This is a genomic window from Dactylosporangium sp. NPDC051541, from assembly GCF_044454505.1.
GTDB lineage: Bacteria > Actinomycetota > Actinomycetes > Mycobacteriales > Micromonosporaceae > Dactylosporangium.
On sequence record NZ_JBITDU010000003.1, the window covers coordinates 521,233 to 539,715 of the forward strand.

The window sequence follows — 18,483 nt, forward strand, 5'->3', positions numbered from 1 at the left end:
AGCGCCGCGCGTCGTGTGAACATCGTGCCGAAGCAGGGCCGCACTCGTACTTCTGACCGGTTCGCGCACCCCGGTCCGTTCCTACCTTCGAGTCCATGAAGCTCATCGACCTCGCCCTGGCCGCGGTGTGCGCGGCCGCGCTGGCCGTCACCGCGTACATGCTCGCCGACAGCTGGGGCGGCACGTCCTGGCTCCTCGACACCGCCGCCGGCGCAGCCGTGCTGATCCTGGTCCTGCTCCGCCGCCGCTGGAGATCGGCTTCCGCCGCGGCCCTGGCCGTCGCCCTGGCCGCCACGGTCATCGCCCGCCTGACCGACAGCCCCCAGTTCCCCGGCCCGGGCACCGCCCTGGCGCTGGCCGCGCTGGTCGCGTGGTCGGTACCGCGATCCGCCTACTGGATCCCCGTGTGCGCCCTGTGCATCGTCCTTGCAACGTGGGCAACCGCTTGGCCGGATGACAACGGATTCACCGCCGTCACCGTCATCAACGCCGTCACCTGGACCGCCGGCCTGGTAGCCGGTCTGGCCGCCCGCTACGCGACCCCTCGTCCGGCGGCTTGAGCAGCGAGAACCCGGCCGATCAGGACTGTGCGCGGTACCAGCGGCGGAGGCGGCGCAGGGTTTCGGCGCCGCCCAGCTCCGGCGGGGGTGGCGGGAGCTGACGTAGCAGCAGGTCGCGCTCGGTGGCGAAGGACGGGGCCGGGTCCGTCAGCGGGACCGGGGACAGCCAGAATCGTTCGATCTCCACGTCCGGCTCGGGGAGGCTGGCCAGCGCACCGGCAGTACCAATGGGGGATGGCACTTCTGCTGCGGCCGGCTCCGGCTCCTCGGGCTCGAACAGCGAACCGGCCCGTAAAGTGCGCAGTGCGGACAGCAAAGCGTCACGGGATCGGCCGCGCCACAGGAGGATGTCGAACGGGTCGGCGTCGAAACGCTCGGCGAGCAGGTAGCACGTCGCGGCCAAATGCTTGCACGGAATTGCCTGATCCGGACAACTGCAGCGCATGGAAAGATCGGCCAGGCGGGCCGGGAACAGCGGTGCGCCGGCGGCCAGGCAGACGTCCTCCACGTGCGGCGGGAGCTCGCCGGCCAGCATTTTCGCGGCGCCCAGCGCTTCGGCGGCGAGGGCCTGCTCGATCGCGGACCAGGCCGGGTCCGAGAAAACGGACAGTGCGATCGTGACCTCGTACGGGCGTGGACGCGAACCCTGCACAGATGCGCGCACCGTGCCCGGCGCGATGTCGAGGCTGAGCACCTGGCCGGCGCGCGCGTAGTTGCGGCCCCGGGTCAGGCGCGTGCCCAGAGCGAACGATTCGAGCACGGCCAGGAAGCGTTTCGACCACCACGACTCGCCGATCGCGCCACGCGTGCTGCGCGCACGGATGCCGCCCTCCACGCGCACGGTGCGGGCGCCCCAGAATTCCGGTGTGGTCACCCCTGCAGGCGCTCCAGCCCGGCGGCGACCCGGCGCGGCGCGAACTCCACGATCTGGTACTCGGCCAGGCCCTTCTGCTGGAACGGGTCCAGCGCGAGCCGGGCCTCCAGCTCCGATCGCGGCAGGCCGGCGGCCAGAATGACACCACCCTCGCGCGGGATCATGGCACCGGATGCCACGAACACCCCGTCGTCGTACTGCCCGTCGACCCACTCGGTGTGCGCCTGGAGCGCGTCATCGATTTTGTCGATTTCGGCGGTGTACCGCAGCGTGATGACGAACATGCCGCGCAGTCTACGTCAGTCCCGGAACGCCGCGATGACCTGCGACATGGGCTCCATGCAGTCCGGATGCGCCAAACGAACCATCACTTCCTGCACGCCGCTGTCCGCCAGCGCGCGAAATCGTCCGATGTGGTCACCGACGGTCCCGGCGTGGACGGCCGCCGCGTACGTGTCGCGGGGCCGGCGGCCGCGGCCGGCCTCGACCAGCGCGTCGAGCGTCCGGTCATCCGAGGAGACCAACGCGGTGGTGAGGTGGGTGAGAGCGGTTTGGGAGTTGTACTCCCTGAGGACCGACGCTTTACGCCGAACGGTTTCCAGGTCGCCCATGACGTTGGCGGCGTCGGCGTACTGCGCGGCCAGGCGCAGTGTGTGCCGCTCACCGTTGCCGCCGACGATGATCGGGATGCGCGGCTGCACCGGGCGCGGGTAGCACATCGCCTCCGGGACGGTGAGCACCTGGCCCTGAAAACTCGGACTGCCCTTGCCCCACAACAGCGGCAGAAGCTGCAGGGCGTCTTCCAACAACGCGTAGCGTTCGCGCACATTCGGGAAGTCCCAGCCGTACGCCTTGTGCTCGTCTTTGAACCACGCGAGCCCGAGGCCACAGACGGCCCGCCCACCGGACAGGACGTCGAGGGTGGCGACGATCTTGCCGAGATGGGCGACGTTTCGGTACGTCACCCCGCTCACGAGCGTGCCGAGCCGGACACGTTCCGTGCAGGCCGCGAGGTACGCGAGGGTCGTCCAGCTCTCCAGAAAATCGTCCCAGGCCCGGCCGAGCTGCGGAATCTGGCGGAAGTGGTCCATCACGTAGATCGCGTCGAAGCCGGCCGCTTCGGCCGCCTGCGCGGTTGCGCGCACGTCGACGCCCTTGAACTCGCCGATGTGCAGGCCGAATCGCAGCCTGGTGGTCGGCTCGTCGGCCTGGCGCTGCACGGCGTTCGCCGACTCGGCGAACGCAGCGGGCGCGGTCCGGACGGCTGTTTCATGCAGTACCAGCGAAAAGCCTTCGGTTTGTAACAGGTCCCGGGTGCGTGTCCATTCGCGCAGCTGCCGGGTGAGGGCTTCGGCCGGGATGCGCTTGTGCGTGCGGGCTCGGTTGCGGGCCCGGCACTCGGCCGCGGGCGTGTCGAACCCGACAGCTACGCATGGGAGATTGTGCTCGCGGGCCAGCGCGATCCAGCGCCGCCGCCGTTCGGTGTCGAGGCCGAGCGTGTCGATGACGGTGGTGAGCCGCCGCCGTACCCGGCGCTCGACAACCATTTCCAGAATCTCGAACGCGTCGGCGCTGGCCGCGAGGTCGTCCTCACCCGCTCCGGCCAGTGCGCGCAACGCGTCGGACGACACGATCCGGTCACCCCGGAAGTGCGCGGCCGCCCAGGTCGACTTCCCGGCCGCCCCGGGCCCGACGAGCACGACCAGGCACGGCTCCGGCAACGTCAGCACCCCGCCATTGTGGCCCGCGATGCCTGAAACCACGCTCACCACGCGTAGGCTCACCGTACGAACGAGCACGATCACGACCTTGCACCGGACGCGTGCCGCGAACGAGCACTGCCCCGACCTGCATTGCGCGTCTTGCAAGCGAGCACCGCCGCGACTTGCGTTGCGCGCGTCTTGCGAATGAGCACTGTCACGATCCGCACTGCGCGCGTCTTGCAAGCGAGCACTGCCATGACTTGCGTTGCGTGCGTCTTGCGAATGAGCATTGCGACGATCCGCATTGCACGCGTCTTGCGTGTGCGCATGGTTCGGTGCGCGACGTCTGCGGACGGGTGTGTGCACGGACGCGCGCTGTGCAGCTGAGCGCGCGCATCCGTGCACCGTCCGCAGAATCTGCGTGCAGGCAGTCGTCGGTCAGTGCGCGGCCGCCATCCGGCCGCGGCCGGTGCGCTGGTGGGTGAGCTGGTACGCGGCGATGAGCAGGAGGACGCCGCTGACGATGGCGTACACGCCGATGGCCCAGGCGATGGCCAGGGCACCCGCGGCCGGGCGGATCATGATGAACAGGCCGGCCACGATCGCCAGGGCGCCGATCAGGGCCAGGGACCAGCCGCCGTGCTGACGCGTCGCCAGCCACAGGTCGGACAGGCCGGTGACGACCGCCCAGACCCCGACCAGAATGGCCAGGACCACCGCCGTCACCCCCGGCCACACGACCGCCATGACGCCGACGACCAGCCCGGCGAAGCCCGCCACGCCGCGCGCGATCCTCGGGCCCGTGCCGTCCGCGAAACCGGTGACCGGGTTCGACGGGCCGGGGGACGGGCGGATCGCGTGCACGAGTTGTTCGATTCCGGTGACGATGGCGAAGATGCCGAACAGCAGCGCCAGCGCGATCACGGTCACGTCGGGCCAGATGACCGCGAGGATGCCGAAGACGACGGCGAGTACGCCGCGAATGCCCAGCAGCCACGCTTCCCTTTTGAGCATGTGATCCCCTCTCCTGTGCTCACTTCTTGCGAGGGTTGAAAGCCGACTCTCGGGCGAGCGACACGAACAGCGCCCGCTCGCCGTCGGTGAGCCGATCGGGTATGACGATTCGCAACTCGGCGAACAGATCTCCGGGCGTACCGCGCGGATTCGGCAGGCCGTATCCCGGTAGGCGCAAGCGTCTTCCTGAAGGCGAGCCGGCCGGCACGTCGAGTTGCAAGTCACCACCGGGCAGACCCACCGCAACGACCGCGCCGAGAGCCGCTTCCCACGGACTGACAGGTACCGCGATCCGCACGTCGCGACCGGACACCTTGAGGTGGGGATGGGGAGCCAGGTGCACCTCAAGTACCAGGTCCCCCGCCGCACCGCCGCGGACCCCCGGCTCGCCGCGCCCCGGTAGCCGCAGTCGTTCCCCGTCAGCCACCCCGGCCGGCACGGCCACGTCGTACTGCCGCGGCCGCCCGGCCGGACCGGCGACGGTGACGATCTGCCGCCCACCGGCGTACGCGACGTCGACCCCGACCGTGACCTCGGCCCGGACATCGGCCCCGCGCGCAGCCCGGAACAGCCCGCCGACCAGATCCGGCCCACCCGATCGATCCGCGGCGGTTGAGCGGTCCGCCTCAGCTGAGCGATCCGCGCCGGTTGAGCGGTCTGTTTCCGGTGAGCGATCCGTCTCGGTCGAGCGATTCGCGTCAGTCGAACGGTCCGCATCGGTTGAGCGTTCTGACTCGGCTGAACGGTGGGCCTCGGCTGCGTGGAAGGTTTCGGCTGAGCGTTCCGCGCGGGTCGAGTGATCGAATCCGGTTGCGCGATCCGCTCCATCCGCTCCACCCGCTCCACTTGCGCTGGCTGAGCGTTCCGGACCGGCTGAGTGATCTGGCCCGGTTGCGCGATCCGATCTGGCTGAAGTTGAGCGATCCGTTCTGGTTGAGCGATCCGCTCGGCCCGCCCAGTTCGAGTTCGTCCCGGCGGAACGATCCGGACCGGTCGAGCGTTTCCGAGCCCGCGCCACGAGCACGCGGTACGCCGTGCTGATCTCCTTGAACCGCTCTTCCGCGCCCGCCTCGGCGCTGACATCGGGGTGGAACCGGCGGGCCAGGCGCCGGAAGGCGCGCTGCACCTCTTCCCGCCCCGCGCCCCGATGCAGGCCGAGTACCTCGTACGGGTCGCGGCCCACGGCGCTCATCGCCGGCCGTCCCGGCGCCCGGTAGCCCGGGTCCGCCTCAGGCCGTCGCGCTCCGGCCGACCTGCCCGGTGCTGCCGACCCCGGACGCCCCGGCCTGCTGACTCGCCGGTCCCGGCCGCGACTGCCCGTCCTTCATCTGCTTGGCCTGCGCCGCCGGCGTATCCGGAGCACCGGGCCGCACATTCGGAACGCCGGACTGAGCACCAGACGCCCGGGACTGAGGACCAGACGTGCTTGGCTGAGCACCAGATGCCTCGGACTGAGCACCAGATGCCCCGGACTGAACACCAGACGTGCTGGACTGAGCACTCGAAGCCCCGGAATGAGCACCCGAAGCCGCAGCCGAAGTACCGGAAGCCGTCGTAGAAGTGTCGGAAGCTGCAGCCGGAGCACCAGAAGCTGCAGCTGGTGGGCGCGAAGCTGCAGCCGGAGTGCCCGAAGCCGTCGTCGGGGTGCCCGAAGCTGCGGCCGGAGTGCTCGAAGTCGCAGCTGAACCGGCCGACACAGTGGCCGGAGTGTCCGAGCGGCCACCGATCGCGATCCGCCGAGCCGTCTGCTCGCGCAGTTTCGGCGCCATGATCGTGAGCACACCGCCATCGAGTGACGCTGAGACGGTGTCGGCGTCCACATCGCCGGGCAGTGCCACGAGGTACTCGAACTCGCCCGTACGCCGTGCGTGATGCCGCAGTGTCCCGTCCCGCTGTCGCTCCTTGAACGAGCCGCACACCCGCAGCTCACTGTCCCGCAATTCGATGTCCACGTCGCCCGGGTCAACGCCCGGCAGGTCCAGCTCGATCCGGAACGCCTCGCTCGTCTCCTCGATGTCGACGGGCGCGCCGCTCGTGACGGGCAGGCCCAGCGCCGGATACATGGCCAGTGACCGGCGGGGACGGGTGACCAGCAGTGTCATGGTTGCGCCTCCCAGAAGTGCGGGGCTGCCTGTGGTACTCCCCAATGCTGGGCGAGCATCGGGTGAGCCGGTTTCACCCGCAGGGGATGGCCGTCGGTGCGCTCGTTGCTTTGGAGTGATGGCCCTTCACCTCGGCCGCGGGCAGCGTTCAGCGCATGTACGAAGATGTGTTCATCGCGGAGGTACGCGACAAGACCGGCATCACCGACCCCGATCGTGCTCGCCGGGCCCTGCGCGGCGTCCTGCACGCCCTGGCGACCAGGCTGCCCGACGGCTGGGTCCACCAGCTGGCCGCGGAACTGCCGCCGACCCTCGCCGAGCCCCTGTGGTCCCACCAGCACCTGTACGACCAGGAGGTCCACCTCGACTTCCTCGCCGACGTCGCCGCCCGCGCCGCTGTGCCGCCGGCCGACGCGGAACGCCTGGCCCGGGCCGTCTTCGCCGCCGTGGCGAGCGCATGCGACCCGGCCCTGCTGCGCCGCGTCTACCAGCCACTGACCAGCGACGTCCTGGCGCTGACGGAGTCCCACTCGGCGCTGCTGCCGGCCTGACGGGATAGACCACCAACATCGTTCGGGTCCGAAAACTCGGGCGCCGCGCCACGCTGGCGCCCCAATTTCCGCCATATACCCTGTCGGGCGAAAAATCCGATATGTCGAGCGAAGCGTGGCGCGAAGCGCCCGACATATCGGCAAAGCCCCAGCTCAGCAGGCCAGAGTCCAGCCAGAGCAGAGTTCAGTGGAAACAGAGTTCAGCAACCCAAAGGTCAGAACTCAGAGCGCCGGGAGCTCACCAAGCCGAGAGCTCAGCAGGCGGGGAGCTCAGCCAGCCCCAATCGGCCAAGCGGCGGCTGGCCGTTGGGGCAGCTGAGCGAACCCGACTGCTGAGCACCTCAGCAGCGCAGTTAAGCGGCGGCCGCGGCCTGCAGTTCCGAGATGAGCGAAGGGCCGACCGGATTCCAGCCGAGGCCTCGAGCCTTGGCCCCGGAGGCCTGCTGATCGAGCAGCAACGCATCGGCGAACAACGAACCGAGCCGTCCCCGGGTCTCGTCCACGGTCTCAGCCACGACTCCGGCCTCACCTGAGACCGCGGCGGCCAGTTCGGCGACCGTCGGGTTGACGCCGGAGGCGGCCAGGACGCGGCCGAGCGGCGAGCCGAGTTCGAGCACGATTCGGTACAGCGAAGCTACGTCGTCGACGTGCACGGACGTCCAGTGTTGCGTGCCGTCTCCGATCAGCCGCACCCGGCCCTGCGCGTCGCGTGCAGGAGCGAGCACACCCGCGGGGATTCCGCCGCCGTGCCCGTACACGATGCCGGGCGCGATGATCGTCGACGTGATCGGCGCGTCGAGGAGGGTCTGCTCTACCGGCACGCGCCACTGGGTGAGAACCGGCGGCTGCAGCGGCGACTCCTCGGTGATGTCGGCGTTGTCGCCCCAGAGCCAGATGCCACTCGTGTGGACGAACTGTTTGGGGGTACCGCCGAACGCCCGCACCGCCGCCCCGACGATCGTCTTGTCGAAGTCGGCCGTGTCGGGGCCCCCGGTCGCCGCGAGGTGCGCGGCCGCGTCGCCCTCGGCGAAGCGGGCGGCGGTCCAGTCACCGTCGAACAGGTCGCCGACCACCGGTTCCGCACCGTGCTTGCGCGCCTTGGCGGCCGCCTCGTCGCTACGGACAAGCGCGGTGACGGCATGCCCGCCCGCGACAAGTTCACGCACGACAGCCGACCCGATGTACCCGGTTCCCCCGGTCAACACGATCCTCATGCGCTCACGCTAGTTCCCGCACCACCCCGCGCGCTCCGTGTGCAACACCATGCGCACAGTGGAAATAAGCCACCACGCAAACGAGTTGCAAAGCCGCCGCCCGACCGAATCACCGCGAGCTCGAACACAAAACGGGCACCCACCGCCGAGCCCCCGAGCGACACGAACACGAGCACGAAGCCGAGCGATACGAGCACGAAGCCGAGCGCGAAGCTGAGCGAACACGAGCACGAAGCCGAGCCCGAGCGAACATGAGCACGAGCACGAACACGAGCGACACGAGCACGAACACGAGCGCGAAGTTGAGCGAAAACGTAAACGCACACGCACACGAGGCCGAGCGAACACGAGCACGCACACGCCGCACACGCACACGCACACGCACACGAGCAGGAGCACGAAGACGAGCAGGAGCACGAAGACGAGCAGGAGCAGGAGCACGGGGAGCGTGAGCACGATCCTGAAACTGGCGCGCACGAACCGGACTTGTTCGTGCACCTCCGGCCGACGAGGCCTGTGTCGCCGGACAGCCCTTCTGCGAGGATGCGCACCGTGGACATCACGCGCAGGCTCGCGCGCGCCGGCCTGATCGCCGCGGGCGTCGCTGTGCTCGCCGGAGGTCTGGCGGGGTTGCTGGTGCGGGGGAGTGTCGAGGCCGCGTACGAGCTCGCGTACAGCGGCGGGGGCGGGACCTCCCGGGCCCGCACCGCGGTCGTCGCCGGAGTGCTGCTCGGGGGCGCGGCCGCCGGGTGCTGCCTCTACGCGGCCGGGCGGCTGCGTACGGCCCAGGGCGGGCGTGGGGTCGTGTGGCTGGTGTGCGCGCTGGTCGTGGGCGGGCTGAGCCCGGCGCTGTTCGGCGGGGGCACGATCATCGCGCCGCGGATCGTCGGGGCGGGCGCGTCGGCGGCTGAGATCGGGGCGGACATCGCGGCGGTCACGCCCCGCTGGTATGTGCCGGTCCTCGCGGTCCTGTCCATGCTCACCGTCTGTGTGGTGATTCTTGTCGCCATGCTGCTGATCGTTCCTGCACAGCGGGGCGACGATTCCGGATAGCGGCGTGGCAGAATCGCGCACGTGCAAATCGGGATTCTCGGGCCGTTCGAGGTGCGCACGGCCGCCGGCGAGGTGGCCGAGGTGCCGGGCGCGCGGCTGCGCGCACTGCTGGTGGCGCTCGCGCTCAGTCCCGGACACGTGGTCTCCAAGGCCGGGCTCGTCGACTGGATCTGGGACGAGCACCCGCCCGCCGACGCGACGAACGCCCTGCAGCGCCTCGTCTCCCGGCTGCGCAAGGCATTGCCGGACGGCGCGATCGAAGGGCAGACCGACGGGTACCGTCTGATGGTCCCGGCCGACGCCGTCGACGCTGTGCGGTTTGAGCGACTGCTGCAGGCCGGGCATGTCGCCGACGCGCTCGAACTGTGGCGTGGCGCCGCCCTCGAGGACGTCGGGCTGCAGGACAGCGCGGCGTTCGACGCGGCCGTCACCCGGCTCGAGGGGCTGCGGCTGACCGCGCGGGAGCAGCGGTTCGAGGCCGACATCGAGCGCGGGCGCGGCGCCGAACTGGTCGCCGAGCTGACCGACCTTGTCGCTGCGAACCCCCTGCGGGAGCGGCTCGTCGGCGCGCTCATGCGGGCCCTGGTGGCCGCCGGACGCAGCAGTGACGCGCTCCTGGTGTACCAGTCCACCCGCGAATCCCTCGCCGACGCCCTCGGCGTGGACCCGTCGGCGGAGCTGTCCGCGCTGCACACGGCGCTGCTGCGGGGCGAGGTCGGGCGCGGCGACGACGGGCCGCGCAAGACGAACCTGCGCGAGGAGCTGACCAGCTTCGTCGGCCGGGACGCCGAGGTCGCCGCCGTCCGGGCGCTCGTCACCGGGCACCGGCTCACGACGCTGACCGGGCCGGGCGGGGCCGGCAAGACCCGCCTCGCCACCGAGACCGCGCGGGCCATGCTCGTCGATGTGCCCGACGGCGCGTGGCTGGTCGAGCTGGCCGCCGTCGGCGCCGGCGGTGACGTCGCCCCGGCGGCCCTGTCCGGCCTCGGCCTGCGCGACGAACTGCTCGGCACCGCGTCCAACGCCGACCCCGTCGACCGGCTCATCGCCGCGATCCGTGAGCGCGACGCACTGTTGATCCTGGACAACTGTGAGCATGTGATCGAGCAAGCGGCCGCGTTCGCGCACCGGGTGCTCGGCGAATGCCGGCGGCTGCGCATCCTCGCGACCAGCCGGGAGCCGCTCGGGATCACCGGCGAGGCCCTGTGGCAGGTCGAACCTTTGGCGTCTCCCGCGGGCGATGCCAGTACCCCCCAAATCGAAAATGCGCCGGCCGTCCGACTCTTGCGCGACCGTGCGGGTGCGGTCCGCAGTGACCTCCTGGCCGATGTGCACACGCTCGCCACGATGGCGCGAATCTGCCGGGTCCTGGACGGGATGCCGCTCGCGATCGAGCTGGCCGCCGCCCGGCTGCGCACATTGACCGTCGAGCAGTTGGCCAACCGCCTCGACGACCGGTTCCGGCTGCTGACCGGTGGGAGCCGCACCGCCCTGCCCCGGCACCGCACGCTGCGCGCGATGGTCGACTGGAGCTGGGAACTGCTCAGCGACGCCGAACGCGTGGTCCTGCGGCGACTCTCCGTGTTCGCGGGCGGGGCGAGTCTGGAGGCGGCTGAGCGAGTGTGCGCGGGCGGCGTCGTCGAACCGCACGATGTGCTCGAACTGCTCACCGCGCTCACCGAGAAGTCGCTGCTGCGCACAACCGCCGGCGGCACGCCCCGCTACCGGATGCTCGGCACGATCAAGGAGTACGCCGCCGAACGGCTCGCCGAGGCCGGCGAGGAAGAGCAAATTCGCAAGACGCATCTGTGGTACTTCACCGCGTTCGCCGAAACCGCGGAGCCACACCTGCGCCGGGCCGAACAGCTCGAATGGCTCGCGGCGTACAAGGCTGAACACGACGAGATCGGCGCGGCACTGCGCGGTGCGCTCACCGCCGGTGAAGCGGACGCGGCGATGCGGCTCGCGGCCGGCGCCGGCTGGTACTGGTGGCTCGCCGGCTACAAGGCCGAGGGCCTCGAACTGCTCGTGGCCGCCACCGAACTGCCCGGCGACGTGCCCGCCGAGATCCGGGCTGTCGTCTACGGCATCGTCTCCATGTACGTGACGTCCGGGCGCTCCGGCGAACAGCAGGCCGCGGACTGGATCCTGCGGGCCGCCGAGGCCGACCGGGCCAGCCGGACCCACCATCCGCTGACCGTGCTCATCGCCCCGCTCGAACGGATGCTGGCCGCGCCCGACGACAGCCTGCCCGCGTTCGAGTCGTTGCTGGACACCGCGGACCCGTGGGCCCGCGCCCTGGCCCGGCTGCAGCTCGGCAAGATGCGGATCATGCTCGGTGTCGGCGGCGAGGACGCCGACACCTACCTCACGACCGCACTGAGCGAATTCCGCGGCATCGGTGAGCGGTTCGGCATTTCGTTCGCGCTGACCGAGCTGGCCGATCGCATCGCCATGCGCGGCGAGCTCGACCGGGCGTGCGACTACTACCGCGAGGCCATCGCCGTCATCGCCGAGATCGGGGCCAGCGAGGACACCATCCGAGTGCGGGCGCGGCAGGCGAAACTGTACTGGCTGCTCGGCGACCACGAGTCGGCCGCGGCCGCCGTCGCCGATTCCGACCGCGCCGCGGAGCGCGTGACCTGGCCCGACGCCCTGGCCGACCTGGCCCTGACGAAGGCCGACCTGGCGCGCTGGGCCGGCGACGCCGCCGAGGCCCGCCGCCAGCTCGCCGTCGCGACGGGCCTGGTGGGCGCCGATGCGGAGGAGGCCCACAACCGCCTGGCCGCCCACGACCTGCTCGGCTACCTCGCCGAGGACGTCGACGAGGCCCGGGCCCACCACGCGGCGGCGTGGCAGGCGGCGGAGGAGCTCGGGTACGGCCCCATGGTCGGCCTGGCTCTGCTCGGCGTCGCGGACCTGGCCGTGCGCCGCGGCCGGTTTCAGGCGGCGGCGCGGCTGCTCGGGGCGGTCGTGGCCGTGCGTGGGCTGCCGGACCGCTCGAACCCGGACGAAACCCGGATCGAGGCGGAAACACGACGCCGCCTCGGCGAGGACTTCACCGAGGCGGCGCGCGAGGGTGCGGAGGCGGACTGGTCGGAGCTGGTAGCGGCCGCGCTAGCCGCCTGACTTTCTGTCGCCAACCTGTGCCGGGCCCTGCTGGCTTCCGTGAGCGCTGTTCGCGGAACATGTCTGGTTGTTCAGTGTGTTCGTGGGCCACGCGCGGTGTTCGCGGGTCACGCGCGCCGGTTGAATGTCGACGACGCCCACAGGTAGCCGGTCAGGCCGATCCCCGCGCACCAGCAGACCGCCGCGATCGCGCTGCCCGTCGGCACCGAGCCGGCCAGGAGCCCGCGGAGGGTTTCGATGATCGGCGTGAACGGCTGGTACTCCGCGAACTGCCGCACCCCCGGCCCCATCTTCTCGGCCGGCACGATCGCGCTGCTGAAGAACGGCAGCATGACCAGCGGCACCCCGGCCATCCCGGCCGACTCCGGCGTCTTGGCGGCCAGGCCGAGCGCGATCGTGAACCAGCTGATCGTGAAACTGAGCAGCAGTACGAGCCCGATTACGCCCAGCCAGTCGGCAAAGCTCGCCGATGGCCGGAAACCCAGCGCGAAAGCCGTCCCGAAGATGCCCGCGATCGCGATGACATTCCCGAGCATGCTGGTGATGACGTGTCCGGTCAGCACGGCGCCCCGGGACACGTCCATGACCTTGAACCGGTTGATGATGCCCTTCGTCATGTCCGAGTTCACGGCGACGGCGGTCGAGCTGAGCCCGTAGCAGACCGCGAGCAGCACCATGCCCGGCGTGGCGTAGTCGACGTAGTCGGCGCCGACGCTGAACGCGTCTCCGAGGACATAAACGAACATCAGCATGATGATCACGGGGAACAGCAGCCCGTTGAACACTGCAACCGGGTTGCGCAAAACGTGCTTGAAGTTGCGGCGCAGCATGATCGTCGCGTTGGCGCTCACTGTGCGATTCCTTCCGTGCTGACGTTCGTGTTGGCGTTATCGGTCTGGGCGCTGGCGTGGCCGGTCAGGGCGAGGAAGACGTCGTCGAGGTCGGGGGTGTGCGTGGAGACCTCGAGGGCGTGGAGGTGGTGTTCGTCCAGGCGGTTCAGCAGGGCGTGGAGTGACTTGGAGTCCCCGTCGCCGGGCACCCGCAGGGCGAGGGCGGCGTTGTCGCGGGTGGCTCCGGCCAGGGTCCGGGCCGCCGCTTCGAGAGTCGCGGGGTCGGCGAAGCGCAGCCGGATGTGGCTGCCGGGGATCTGCCGTTTGAGCTCGTCCGGCGTGCCGTGGGCGACCAGGAGCCCCTGGTCGAGCACCGCGATCTGGTCGGCCAGCTGGTCGGCCTCGTCGAGGTACTGCGTGGTCAGGAAGATCGTCACCCCACCGGCGACGAGGTCCCGGATGATGTCCCACATGGTGCGCCGGCTGCGCGGGTCGAGGCCCGTGGTCGGCTCGTCGAGGAAGATGATCCGAGGGTCTCCGACCAGCGTCATCGCCAGATCGAGCTTGCGCCGCATACCGCCGGAGTAGGTCGAGACGGGTTTGCCCGCCGCTTCGGAGAGCTCGAACCGTTCGAGGAGCCCGTTCACCAGCCGCCCGCCGTCCCGTACCCGCTTGAGGTCGGCCATGAGCTGCAGGTTCTCCTGCCCGGTGAGCAGGTCGTCGACCGCCGCGAACTGCCCGGTGACCCCGATGGCGGCCCGCACCTTCTTGGTCTCGGCGGCGACGTCGTACCCGGCGACCCGCACCGTCCCGCCGTCCGCCTTCATCAGCGTGGTCAGCACGTTGACGGTGGTCGTCTTCCCGGCGCCGTTGGGTCCGAGCATCGAGAAGATCGAGCCCGCCCGCACATCGAAGTCGATGCCGCCGAGCACCACTTTGTCCTTGAATGATTTCCGCAGTCCCGAAACCGCGATCGCCGAACTCGTCATGCCGACAACGATCGCGACCGCCCCGAACACCGCCCTGTCACGGCGCTGACACGGCTATCCACCCATGTCAGCGAACCCCGCCCCGCCCACCGCGCACCCACGCACACTTACTCGCTCATCCGCGACGTCGCCCGGAAATGCATGGACGTTCGTTCGCTCGTCCGTGGCGCCGCCCAGGGATGTGCGGATGCTCGTTTGCTCGTCCGTGCGCTGTTCGGGGATGTGCGGATGCTCGTTTGCTCATTCGTGGCGCCGCCCAGGGATGTGCGGATGCTTGTTCGCTCGTCCGTGGCGTTATTCGGGATGTGCGGATGCTTGTTCGCTCAGTCGCATGTCGCTGCGTGCACGGGCATGGCGTCGGGCGGTGTCGATGTTCAGTGGGAGACGTGGGCGTGCACGATTCGCCAGCCTTCCGGGAAGCGGACCCAGGTCTGGGACTGTCGTCCGGGTCGGTCCGGGGACTGCGGGTAGTCGAACAGGGTCGTCACGGTGGCCAGGTCGGAGCCGAACGTCGTCACGTGCGTTTCGAACAGTCGTCGGCCGGGTGGGAGCGGCGGTTGGGCTGACCGCCAGGCGTGCAGTTCAGCGGCTCCGGTCTGACGATCGGCGATGCCGAACCTGGTTACCGCGGGCGAGTTCCAGAACCAGGAACCGAGCGCCCCGACGTCGTTGGCCACGAGCGCCTTCTCGTAGTCGTGGAACGCGGCCGTCACTTCGGCCACGACATCGGGGCGGTCGATATCCACAGTTCGTCCTCCGGGCGGTGGTGGACTCGGCGTCGTGTACCGGCGCCGAGCCCCGGCTGATTATGACGTCGTCGCTGGTCCGGATGCGGTGGCCGGTTGGGAGACGCTGACCGGTTCGGGCGTAGGTGCCGCGTCGGAGACGGAGACCGGGTCAGGCGTGGGTGCCGGGTGGGAGACGCTGACCGGCTCCGGCGTGCTGGGCGGCTCGGCGGTGGTGGTTGGTGCTCCGCTGTGCAGGCGATCCAGTTCTAGTTCGTCCGGGTCGAGTTCGCGGGGGGTGGGGCGGGTCAAAGCGAACAGGCCGCAGACGACCGCGATGAACAGGTAGCCGAGGGCCACCGGGCCGCTGGCGTTCCAGGCGATCTGCTCGGCGTGGATCAGGCCGACGAACGACAGTATCGACCCGCACGCGGCGAAGATGGCCGCGTGGACGAAGCGTTTGTCGATGATGAACGCGACGATCGAACCGAACACCAGGCCGGCCAGGATCGCGCCCTGGCCCAGTGTGAGCAGGCCCGAGTACACCACCCCGTTGCCCTCCAGCGCGGACTCGCCGACCTTGGCCGCGGTCGTGCCCGCGGCGGCGAGCGAATTGTCGATCTGGCCGGTCGCCCACTGGGCTATGTTCGGTACGAGCGCCGCGATGACCGCCGCTGCGTGCGCTCGCGGGGTGAACTGGAAGGCCTGTGCACCGATGAGCAGTCCGATGTACAGCAGGATCGGCACGATCGCCGGCATCGGCAACAGGGCGCCGAGCAAACCGAACATGCTCAGGAAACACAGGATGGCGATGACGATGCCGGTCGCCATGGAATACCCGTTGCGGCCACCGGCCTTCTTCCAGCCGGGGTGGCCGACGTAGACGGCCGGCGGGAACGGTGAGCCGAGCGCGGAGCCGATGATCGCTCCGGCCCCGTCGGCGAGCAGGACGCTGCGCAGGTTGTAGTTGTCGCCCGCGGCCGCGGCACTCTCCACGTTGGACATTCCCTCGGTGAAGTTGTAGACGCCGAGCGGAATGGCGGTGGCGAGCAGCGGTGCGACGTCGGAAAGACCGGAGAACAGCAGATTCAGGTGTACTCCCGGCAGCGCGAAGCCGATCTCGTGGACGGCTGTGCTCACGGCGTTGCCGTCCATGGCGCCCCCGATCCAGCCGATCGCGGTGCCCAGGAGCAGCGCCGCGAGGCCGATTGGGAAGTTGCCGGGCAGTTTCGTGTCCGTGAGCAGGCCGATGAGCAGCAGTGCGAACACCGGCAGCGCGACCCAGGCCAGGTCCCACATCCGGGCCGCGGGCAGCATCGAGATGAACGTGATCGAAATGCCCGCGAGGGTGCCCAAGAGTGCGGCCCGCGGTGCGTGTTTGCGGATATACGGGCCGACGAACGCGCCGATCAGGACAATGACGCCGATGATGAACGCCCACGCCAGGCCGGCTTTCCACGCTTTGGTGGCGTCCTGCGTCTTGAGGTACACCGGCAGCATGATGACGAAAATGACGATGAACATGTGCGGCACGCTCGGGCCGTATGGCAGCGCCGTGACGTCGGTGCGGTTCTCGCGCCGGGCCAGGCGGCGGGCCAGGAAGGTGTAGTAGACGTTGCCGGCCACGAGCGCGATGCCCAGGGCCGGCAGGATCGCGTGGAACACGTCGCGTTCGCTGAGCTTGACCACGCCCAGGCACAGTGCGGTCAGGGTGAGCACGTTGACCAGGACGTTCACGCCGAAGCCGAAGAACGCGTTGGTGTCGCCGCGGACCCACCACGGGATTTTCAGGGCTGAGGTTTCGGTTGCCATGTCGTCACGTCCTTTGCAGCGACGTCTGAAGAGCGGCGATGAACGCCGGGGACTCGGCGACCCAGCCGAAGATGCCGCCCTGCGCGGCGATCATCTGCAGGCCGGCCGCCTGAAACTCCGGGAAGTAGGAGCCGACGCAGTCGGCGAGCACGAGACACTCGTACCCGCGGTCGTTGGCTTCCCGGACCGTGGTGTGCACGCACACTTCCGTTGTGACGCCGGTGACGACCAGGCTGCGCACATTGTTCGCCGCGAGCAGGTCGCCGAGCCCGGTCGCGTAGAACGCGCCCTTCCCTGGCTTGTCGATGACTGTTTCGCCCGGGGCCGGGGCGAGTTCGTCGATGATGTCGTGGCCGCGTTCGCCGCGGATGAGGATGCGGCCCATCGGCCCGGGCGCGCCGATGCGCATGCTCGGATCGCCGCGGTTGAGCTTGGCCGGCGGGCAGTCCGACAGGTCGGGCAGGTGCCCCTCGCGGGTGTGGATGATCGGCAGCCCGGCCGCGCGGCAGGCCGTGAGCAGGGCCGCGGTCGGCGCGATGGTCCGGCGCAGCTGCTCGACGTCGTTGCCGAGGGTCTCGCCGAAGCCGCCGGGTTCGAGGAAGTCGCGCTGCATGTCGATGACGAGCAGCGCCGTGGAGTCCGGCTCGAAGGAGTACGGTACCGGTGCCGCCGGAAGAGTGGCCATTGTGGACGCTCCTAGCCGGCCGTCGCCGCGATCACGTCCTGCGACGTGGCGACACAGCCGAAGACGCCGCCCTGCATGGTGACCATGTGCAGCGCGGCCGCGTGGTTGCCGGGGTCGGTGGCGCCGGTGCAGTCCGACAGGATCAGGCACTCGAAGCCGCGGTCGTTCGCCTCGCGCATCGTGGTGTGCACGCAGACGTCGGTGGTGATGCCGGTCAGGATCAGGTGCGTGATCCCGTGGGTACGCAGGATCAGGTCGAGGTTGGTGGCGTAGAAGGCACCCTTGCCGGGCTTGTCGACGACGACCTCACCCGGCGCCGGCGCGACCTCGGGCACGATCTCCCAGCCCGGCTCGCCCTTGATCAGGATTCGCCCGCACGGCCCGGCCGAGCCGATCTCGGCGCCGATCTGAGCCGAGCGCCAGCGCTTGTTCGGTGGCAGGTCGGACAGGTCCGGGTCGTGCCCCTCGCGGGTGTGCACGACGAGCATGCCGAGGTCGCGGACGTGGTCGAGGAGTTTGGCGGTGGCCGGCAGACCGGCCCGGGTGAGCTCGATGTCGTACCCCATGCTGTCGACGTAGCCGCCGGGTCCGCAGAAGTCGGTCTGCCAGTCGATGCACAGCAGCGCCGTGCGCTCGACCGGGACGCGGCCGTCGTAGGGCCAGGCGTACGGCCGAGCGCCGACAACCGGGCCGATGCTTGCTCCGCTGGTCATGCTGTCGATTGTCGACAATCCTGTTACAGCAACGGCCGCGCTGTGTAACGCATTGATGTCCGGACGTTTCCAGCCTTTGTCGATGCACGAGCGAACAAGGTGCGCGTGCACGGGCGAGCGCACACTGTCCATATGCGCGCACGAGCGTGCACAGCGCTTGTTCGCGAGCGATCGTGCATGGTGTTCATGGATGTGCGCGCAAGTGTGCATGGTGCTCGTTGCTGAGTGAACGCGCACGGTGCGGCGGGGTGGGATGCGAGCGGGCACTGTGCGATGCGATGCGATGGTGAGCACGGTGCGGTGCGGTGCCGGCGTGCGCGGTGCGAGCGTGCGCGGTGGGGTGGGGTGCGAGCGTGCGCGGTGCCGGCGTGCGCGGTGCGAGCGTGCGCGGTGGGGTGCGGTGCGAGCGTGCGCGGTGCGGTGCGGTGCCGGCGTGCGCGGTGCGAGCGTGCGCGGTGGGGTGGGGTGGGGTGGGGTGCGAGCGTGCGCGGTGGGGTGCGAGCGTGCGCGCGGTGGGTGCACAGTGCGT

General features: G+C 70.0%; 17 protein-coding genes. 4 read left to right on the forward strand and 13 right to left on the reverse strand.

Annotation, left to right across the window (positions count from 1 at the left end; all coding sequences use genetic code 11):
- The first annotated feature begins 95 nt into the window (after positions 1-95).
- Positions 96-560: a hypothetical protein gene (locus ACIA8L_RS16495; protein WP_395905096.1), complete on the forward strand. Its 465-nt coding sequence runs from the start codon at positions 96-98 to the stop codon at positions 558-560.
- Between the two features lie 19 nt (positions 561-579).
- Here the strand turns inward: ACIA8L_RS16495 and ACIA8L_RS16500 are convergent, their stop codons facing one another.
- The 6 genes from ACIA8L_RS16500 to ACIA8L_RS16525 all read right to left on the reverse strand — a co-directional run bounded on the left by ACIA8L_RS16500 (position 580) and on the right by ACIA8L_RS16525 (position 6,253).
- Positions 580-1,434: an SWIM zinc finger family protein gene (locus ACIA8L_RS16500; RefSeq protein WP_395905098.1), complete on the reverse strand. Its 855-nt coding sequence runs from the start codon at positions 1,432-1,434 to the stop codon at positions 580-582.
- A complete protein-coding gene (locus tag ACIA8L_RS16505) occupies positions 1,431-1,718 on the reverse strand; it encodes a YciI family protein (RefSeq protein WP_395905100.1) in 288 nt (95 codons plus the stop codon). Before ACIA8L_RS16505 ends, ACIA8L_RS16500 begins: the two co-directional genes overlap by 4 nt.
- Before the next feature lie 15 nt (positions 1,719-1,733).
- Positions 1,734-3,503, reverse strand: a complete 1,770-nt coding sequence (locus ACIA8L_RS16510) for an LLM class flavin-dependent oxidoreductase (protein ID WP_395905102.1) — start codon at positions 3,501-3,503, stop codon at positions 1,734-1,736.
- Between the two features lie 72 nt (positions 3,504-3,575).
- A complete protein-coding gene (locus ACIA8L_RS16515) occupies positions 3,576-4,151 on the reverse strand; it encodes an HdeD family acid-resistance protein (RefSeq protein WP_395905104.1) in 576 nt (191 codons plus the stop codon).
- 19 nt (positions 4,152-4,170) lie between these two features.
- Complete coding sequence (locus tag ACIA8L_RS16520; RefSeq protein ID WP_395905106.1) at positions 4,171-5,343, reverse strand: DnaJ C-terminal domain-containing protein; 1,173 nt, start codon at positions 5,341-5,343, stop codon at positions 4,171-4,173.
- 37 nt (positions 5,344-5,380) lie between these two features.
- Complete coding sequence (locus tag ACIA8L_RS16525; protein ID WP_395905108.1) at positions 5,381-6,253, reverse strand: Hsp20 family protein; 873 nt, start codon at positions 6,251-6,253, stop codon at positions 5,381-5,383.
- Between the two features lie 155 nt (positions 6,254-6,408).
- On the opposite strand from ACIA8L_RS16525, the gene ACIA8L_RS16530 reads away from it, so the two are divergent.
- Positions 6,409-6,804 carry a DUF2267 domain-containing protein gene (locus ACIA8L_RS16530; protein ID WP_395905110.1) on the forward strand — a complete coding sequence of 132 codons (396 nt, stop codon included), beginning with the start codon at positions 6,409-6,411 and terminating at the stop codon, positions 6,802-6,804.
- Positions 6,805-7,157: 353 nt separating this feature from the next.
- Here ACIA8L_RS16530 and ACIA8L_RS16535 read toward each other — a convergent pair whose 3' ends face one another.
- On the reverse strand, positions 7,158-8,018 hold the full coding sequence (locus ACIA8L_RS16535) for an NAD-dependent epimerase/dehydratase family protein (protein WP_395905112.1): 861 nt from the start codon (positions 8,016-8,018) through the stop codon (positions 7,158-7,160).
- 552 nt (positions 8,019-8,570) lie between these two features.
- Here ACIA8L_RS16535 and ACIA8L_RS16540 point away from each other — a divergent pair.
- Both ACIA8L_RS16540 and ACIA8L_RS16545 read left to right on the forward strand, forming a co-directional pair.
- Positions 8,571-9,071 carry a hypothetical protein gene (locus ACIA8L_RS16540; RefSeq protein WP_395905114.1) on the forward strand — a complete coding sequence of 167 codons (501 nt, stop codon included), beginning with the start codon at positions 8,571-8,573 and terminating at the stop codon, positions 9,069-9,071.
- 21 nt (positions 9,072-9,092) lie between these two features.
- Positions 9,093-12,200, forward strand: a complete 3,108-nt coding sequence (locus ACIA8L_RS16545) for a BTAD domain-containing putative transcriptional regulator (protein ID WP_395905116.1) — start codon at positions 9,093-9,095, stop codon at positions 12,198-12,200.
- 107 nt (positions 12,201-12,307) lie between these two features.
- Here ACIA8L_RS16545 and ACIA8L_RS16550 read toward each other — a convergent pair whose 3' ends face one another.
- The 6 genes from ACIA8L_RS16550 to ACIA8L_RS16575 form a co-directional block, all read right to left on the reverse strand.
- Positions 12,308-13,030, reverse strand: a complete 723-nt coding sequence (locus ACIA8L_RS16550) for an ABC transporter permease (RefSeq protein ID WP_395906306.1) — start codon at positions 13,028-13,030, stop codon at positions 12,308-12,310.
- Positions 13,031-13,047: 17 nt separating this feature from the next.
- Entirely contained in the window at positions 13,048-14,019 is a 972-nt protein-coding gene (locus tag ACIA8L_RS16555; RefSeq protein ID WP_395905118.1) for an ATP-binding cassette domain-containing protein, read from the reverse strand.
- Positions 14,020-14,393: 374 nt separating this feature from the next.
- Positions 14,394-14,765 (reverse strand): oxalurate catabolism protein HpxZ, encoded by a 372-nt coding sequence (gene hpxZ / locus ACIA8L_RS16560; RefSeq protein ID WP_395905120.1) that lies wholly within the window; start codon positions 14,763-14,765, stop codon positions 14,394-14,396.
- A 60-nt stretch (positions 14,766-14,825) separates the two neighbouring features.
- On the reverse strand, positions 14,826-16,556 hold the full coding sequence (locus tag ACIA8L_RS16565; RefSeq protein ID WP_395905122.1) for a regulator: 1,731 nt from the start codon (positions 16,554-16,556) through the stop codon (positions 14,826-14,828).
- 4 nt (positions 16,557-16,560) lie between these two features.
- Positions 16,561-17,241, reverse strand: coding sequence for a cysteine hydrolase family protein (locus ACIA8L_RS16570; protein ID WP_395905123.1), 681 nt, complete (start codon positions 17,239-17,241; stop codon positions 16,561-16,563).
- Positions 17,242-17,252: 11 nt separating this feature from the next.
- The gene (locus tag ACIA8L_RS16575; RefSeq protein ID WP_395905125.1) at positions 17,253-17,954 is read right to left on the reverse strand and encodes a cysteine hydrolase family protein; all 702 of its coding nucleotides are present in this window, start codon (positions 17,952-17,954) and stop codon (positions 17,253-17,255) included.
- Between the last annotated feature and the right edge of the window lie 529 nt (positions 17,955-18,483).

Coding starts and splice junctions, on each gene's coding strand:
- ACIA8L_RS16525 (WP_395905108.1), bottom strand. CDS start 6,253: ATGACACTGCTGGTCACCCGTCCCCGCCGGTCACTGGCCATGTATCCG.
- ACIA8L_RS16565 (WP_395905122.1), bottom strand. CDS start 16,556: ATGGCAACCGAAACCTCAGCCCTGAAAATCCCGTGGTGGGTCCGCGGC.
- ACIA8L_RS16495 (WP_395905096.1), top strand. CDS start 96: ATGAAGCTCATCGACCTCGCCCTGGCCGCGGTGTGCGCGGCCGCGCTG.
- ACIA8L_RS16575 (WP_395905125.1), bottom strand. CDS start 17,954: ATGACCAGCGGAGCAAGCATCGGCCCGGTTGTCGGCGCTCGGCCGTAC.
- ACIA8L_RS16530 (WP_395905110.1), top strand. CDS start 6,409: ATGTACGAAGATGTGTTCATCGCGGAGGTACGCGACAAGACCGGCATC.
- ACIA8L_RS16505 (WP_395905100.1), bottom strand. CDS start 1,718: ATGTTCGTCATCACGCTGCGGTACACCGCCGAAATCGACAAAATCGAT.
- ACIA8L_RS16555 (WP_395905118.1), bottom strand. CDS start 14,019: ATGACGAGTTCGGCGATCGCGGTTTCGGGACTGCGGAAATCATTCAAG.
- ACIA8L_RS16535 (WP_395905112.1), bottom strand. CDS start 8,018: ATGAGGATCGTGTTGACCGGGGGAACCGGGTACATCGGGTCGGCTGTC.
- ACIA8L_RS16515 (WP_395905104.1), bottom strand. CDS start 4,151: ATGCTCAAAAGGGAAGCGTGGCTGCTGGGCATTCGCGGCGTACTCGCC.
- ACIA8L_RS16550 (WP_395906306.1), bottom strand. CDS start 13,030: ATGCTGCGCCGCAACTTCAAGCACGTTTTGCGCAACCCGGTTGCAGTG.
- ACIA8L_RS16520 (WP_395905106.1), bottom strand. CDS start 5,343: ATGAGCGCCGTGGGCCGCGACCCGTACGAGGTACTCGGCCTGCATCGG.
- ACIA8L_RS16570 (WP_395905123.1), bottom strand. CDS start 17,241: ATGGCCACTCTTCCGGCGGCACCGGTACCGTACTCCTTCGAGCCGGAC.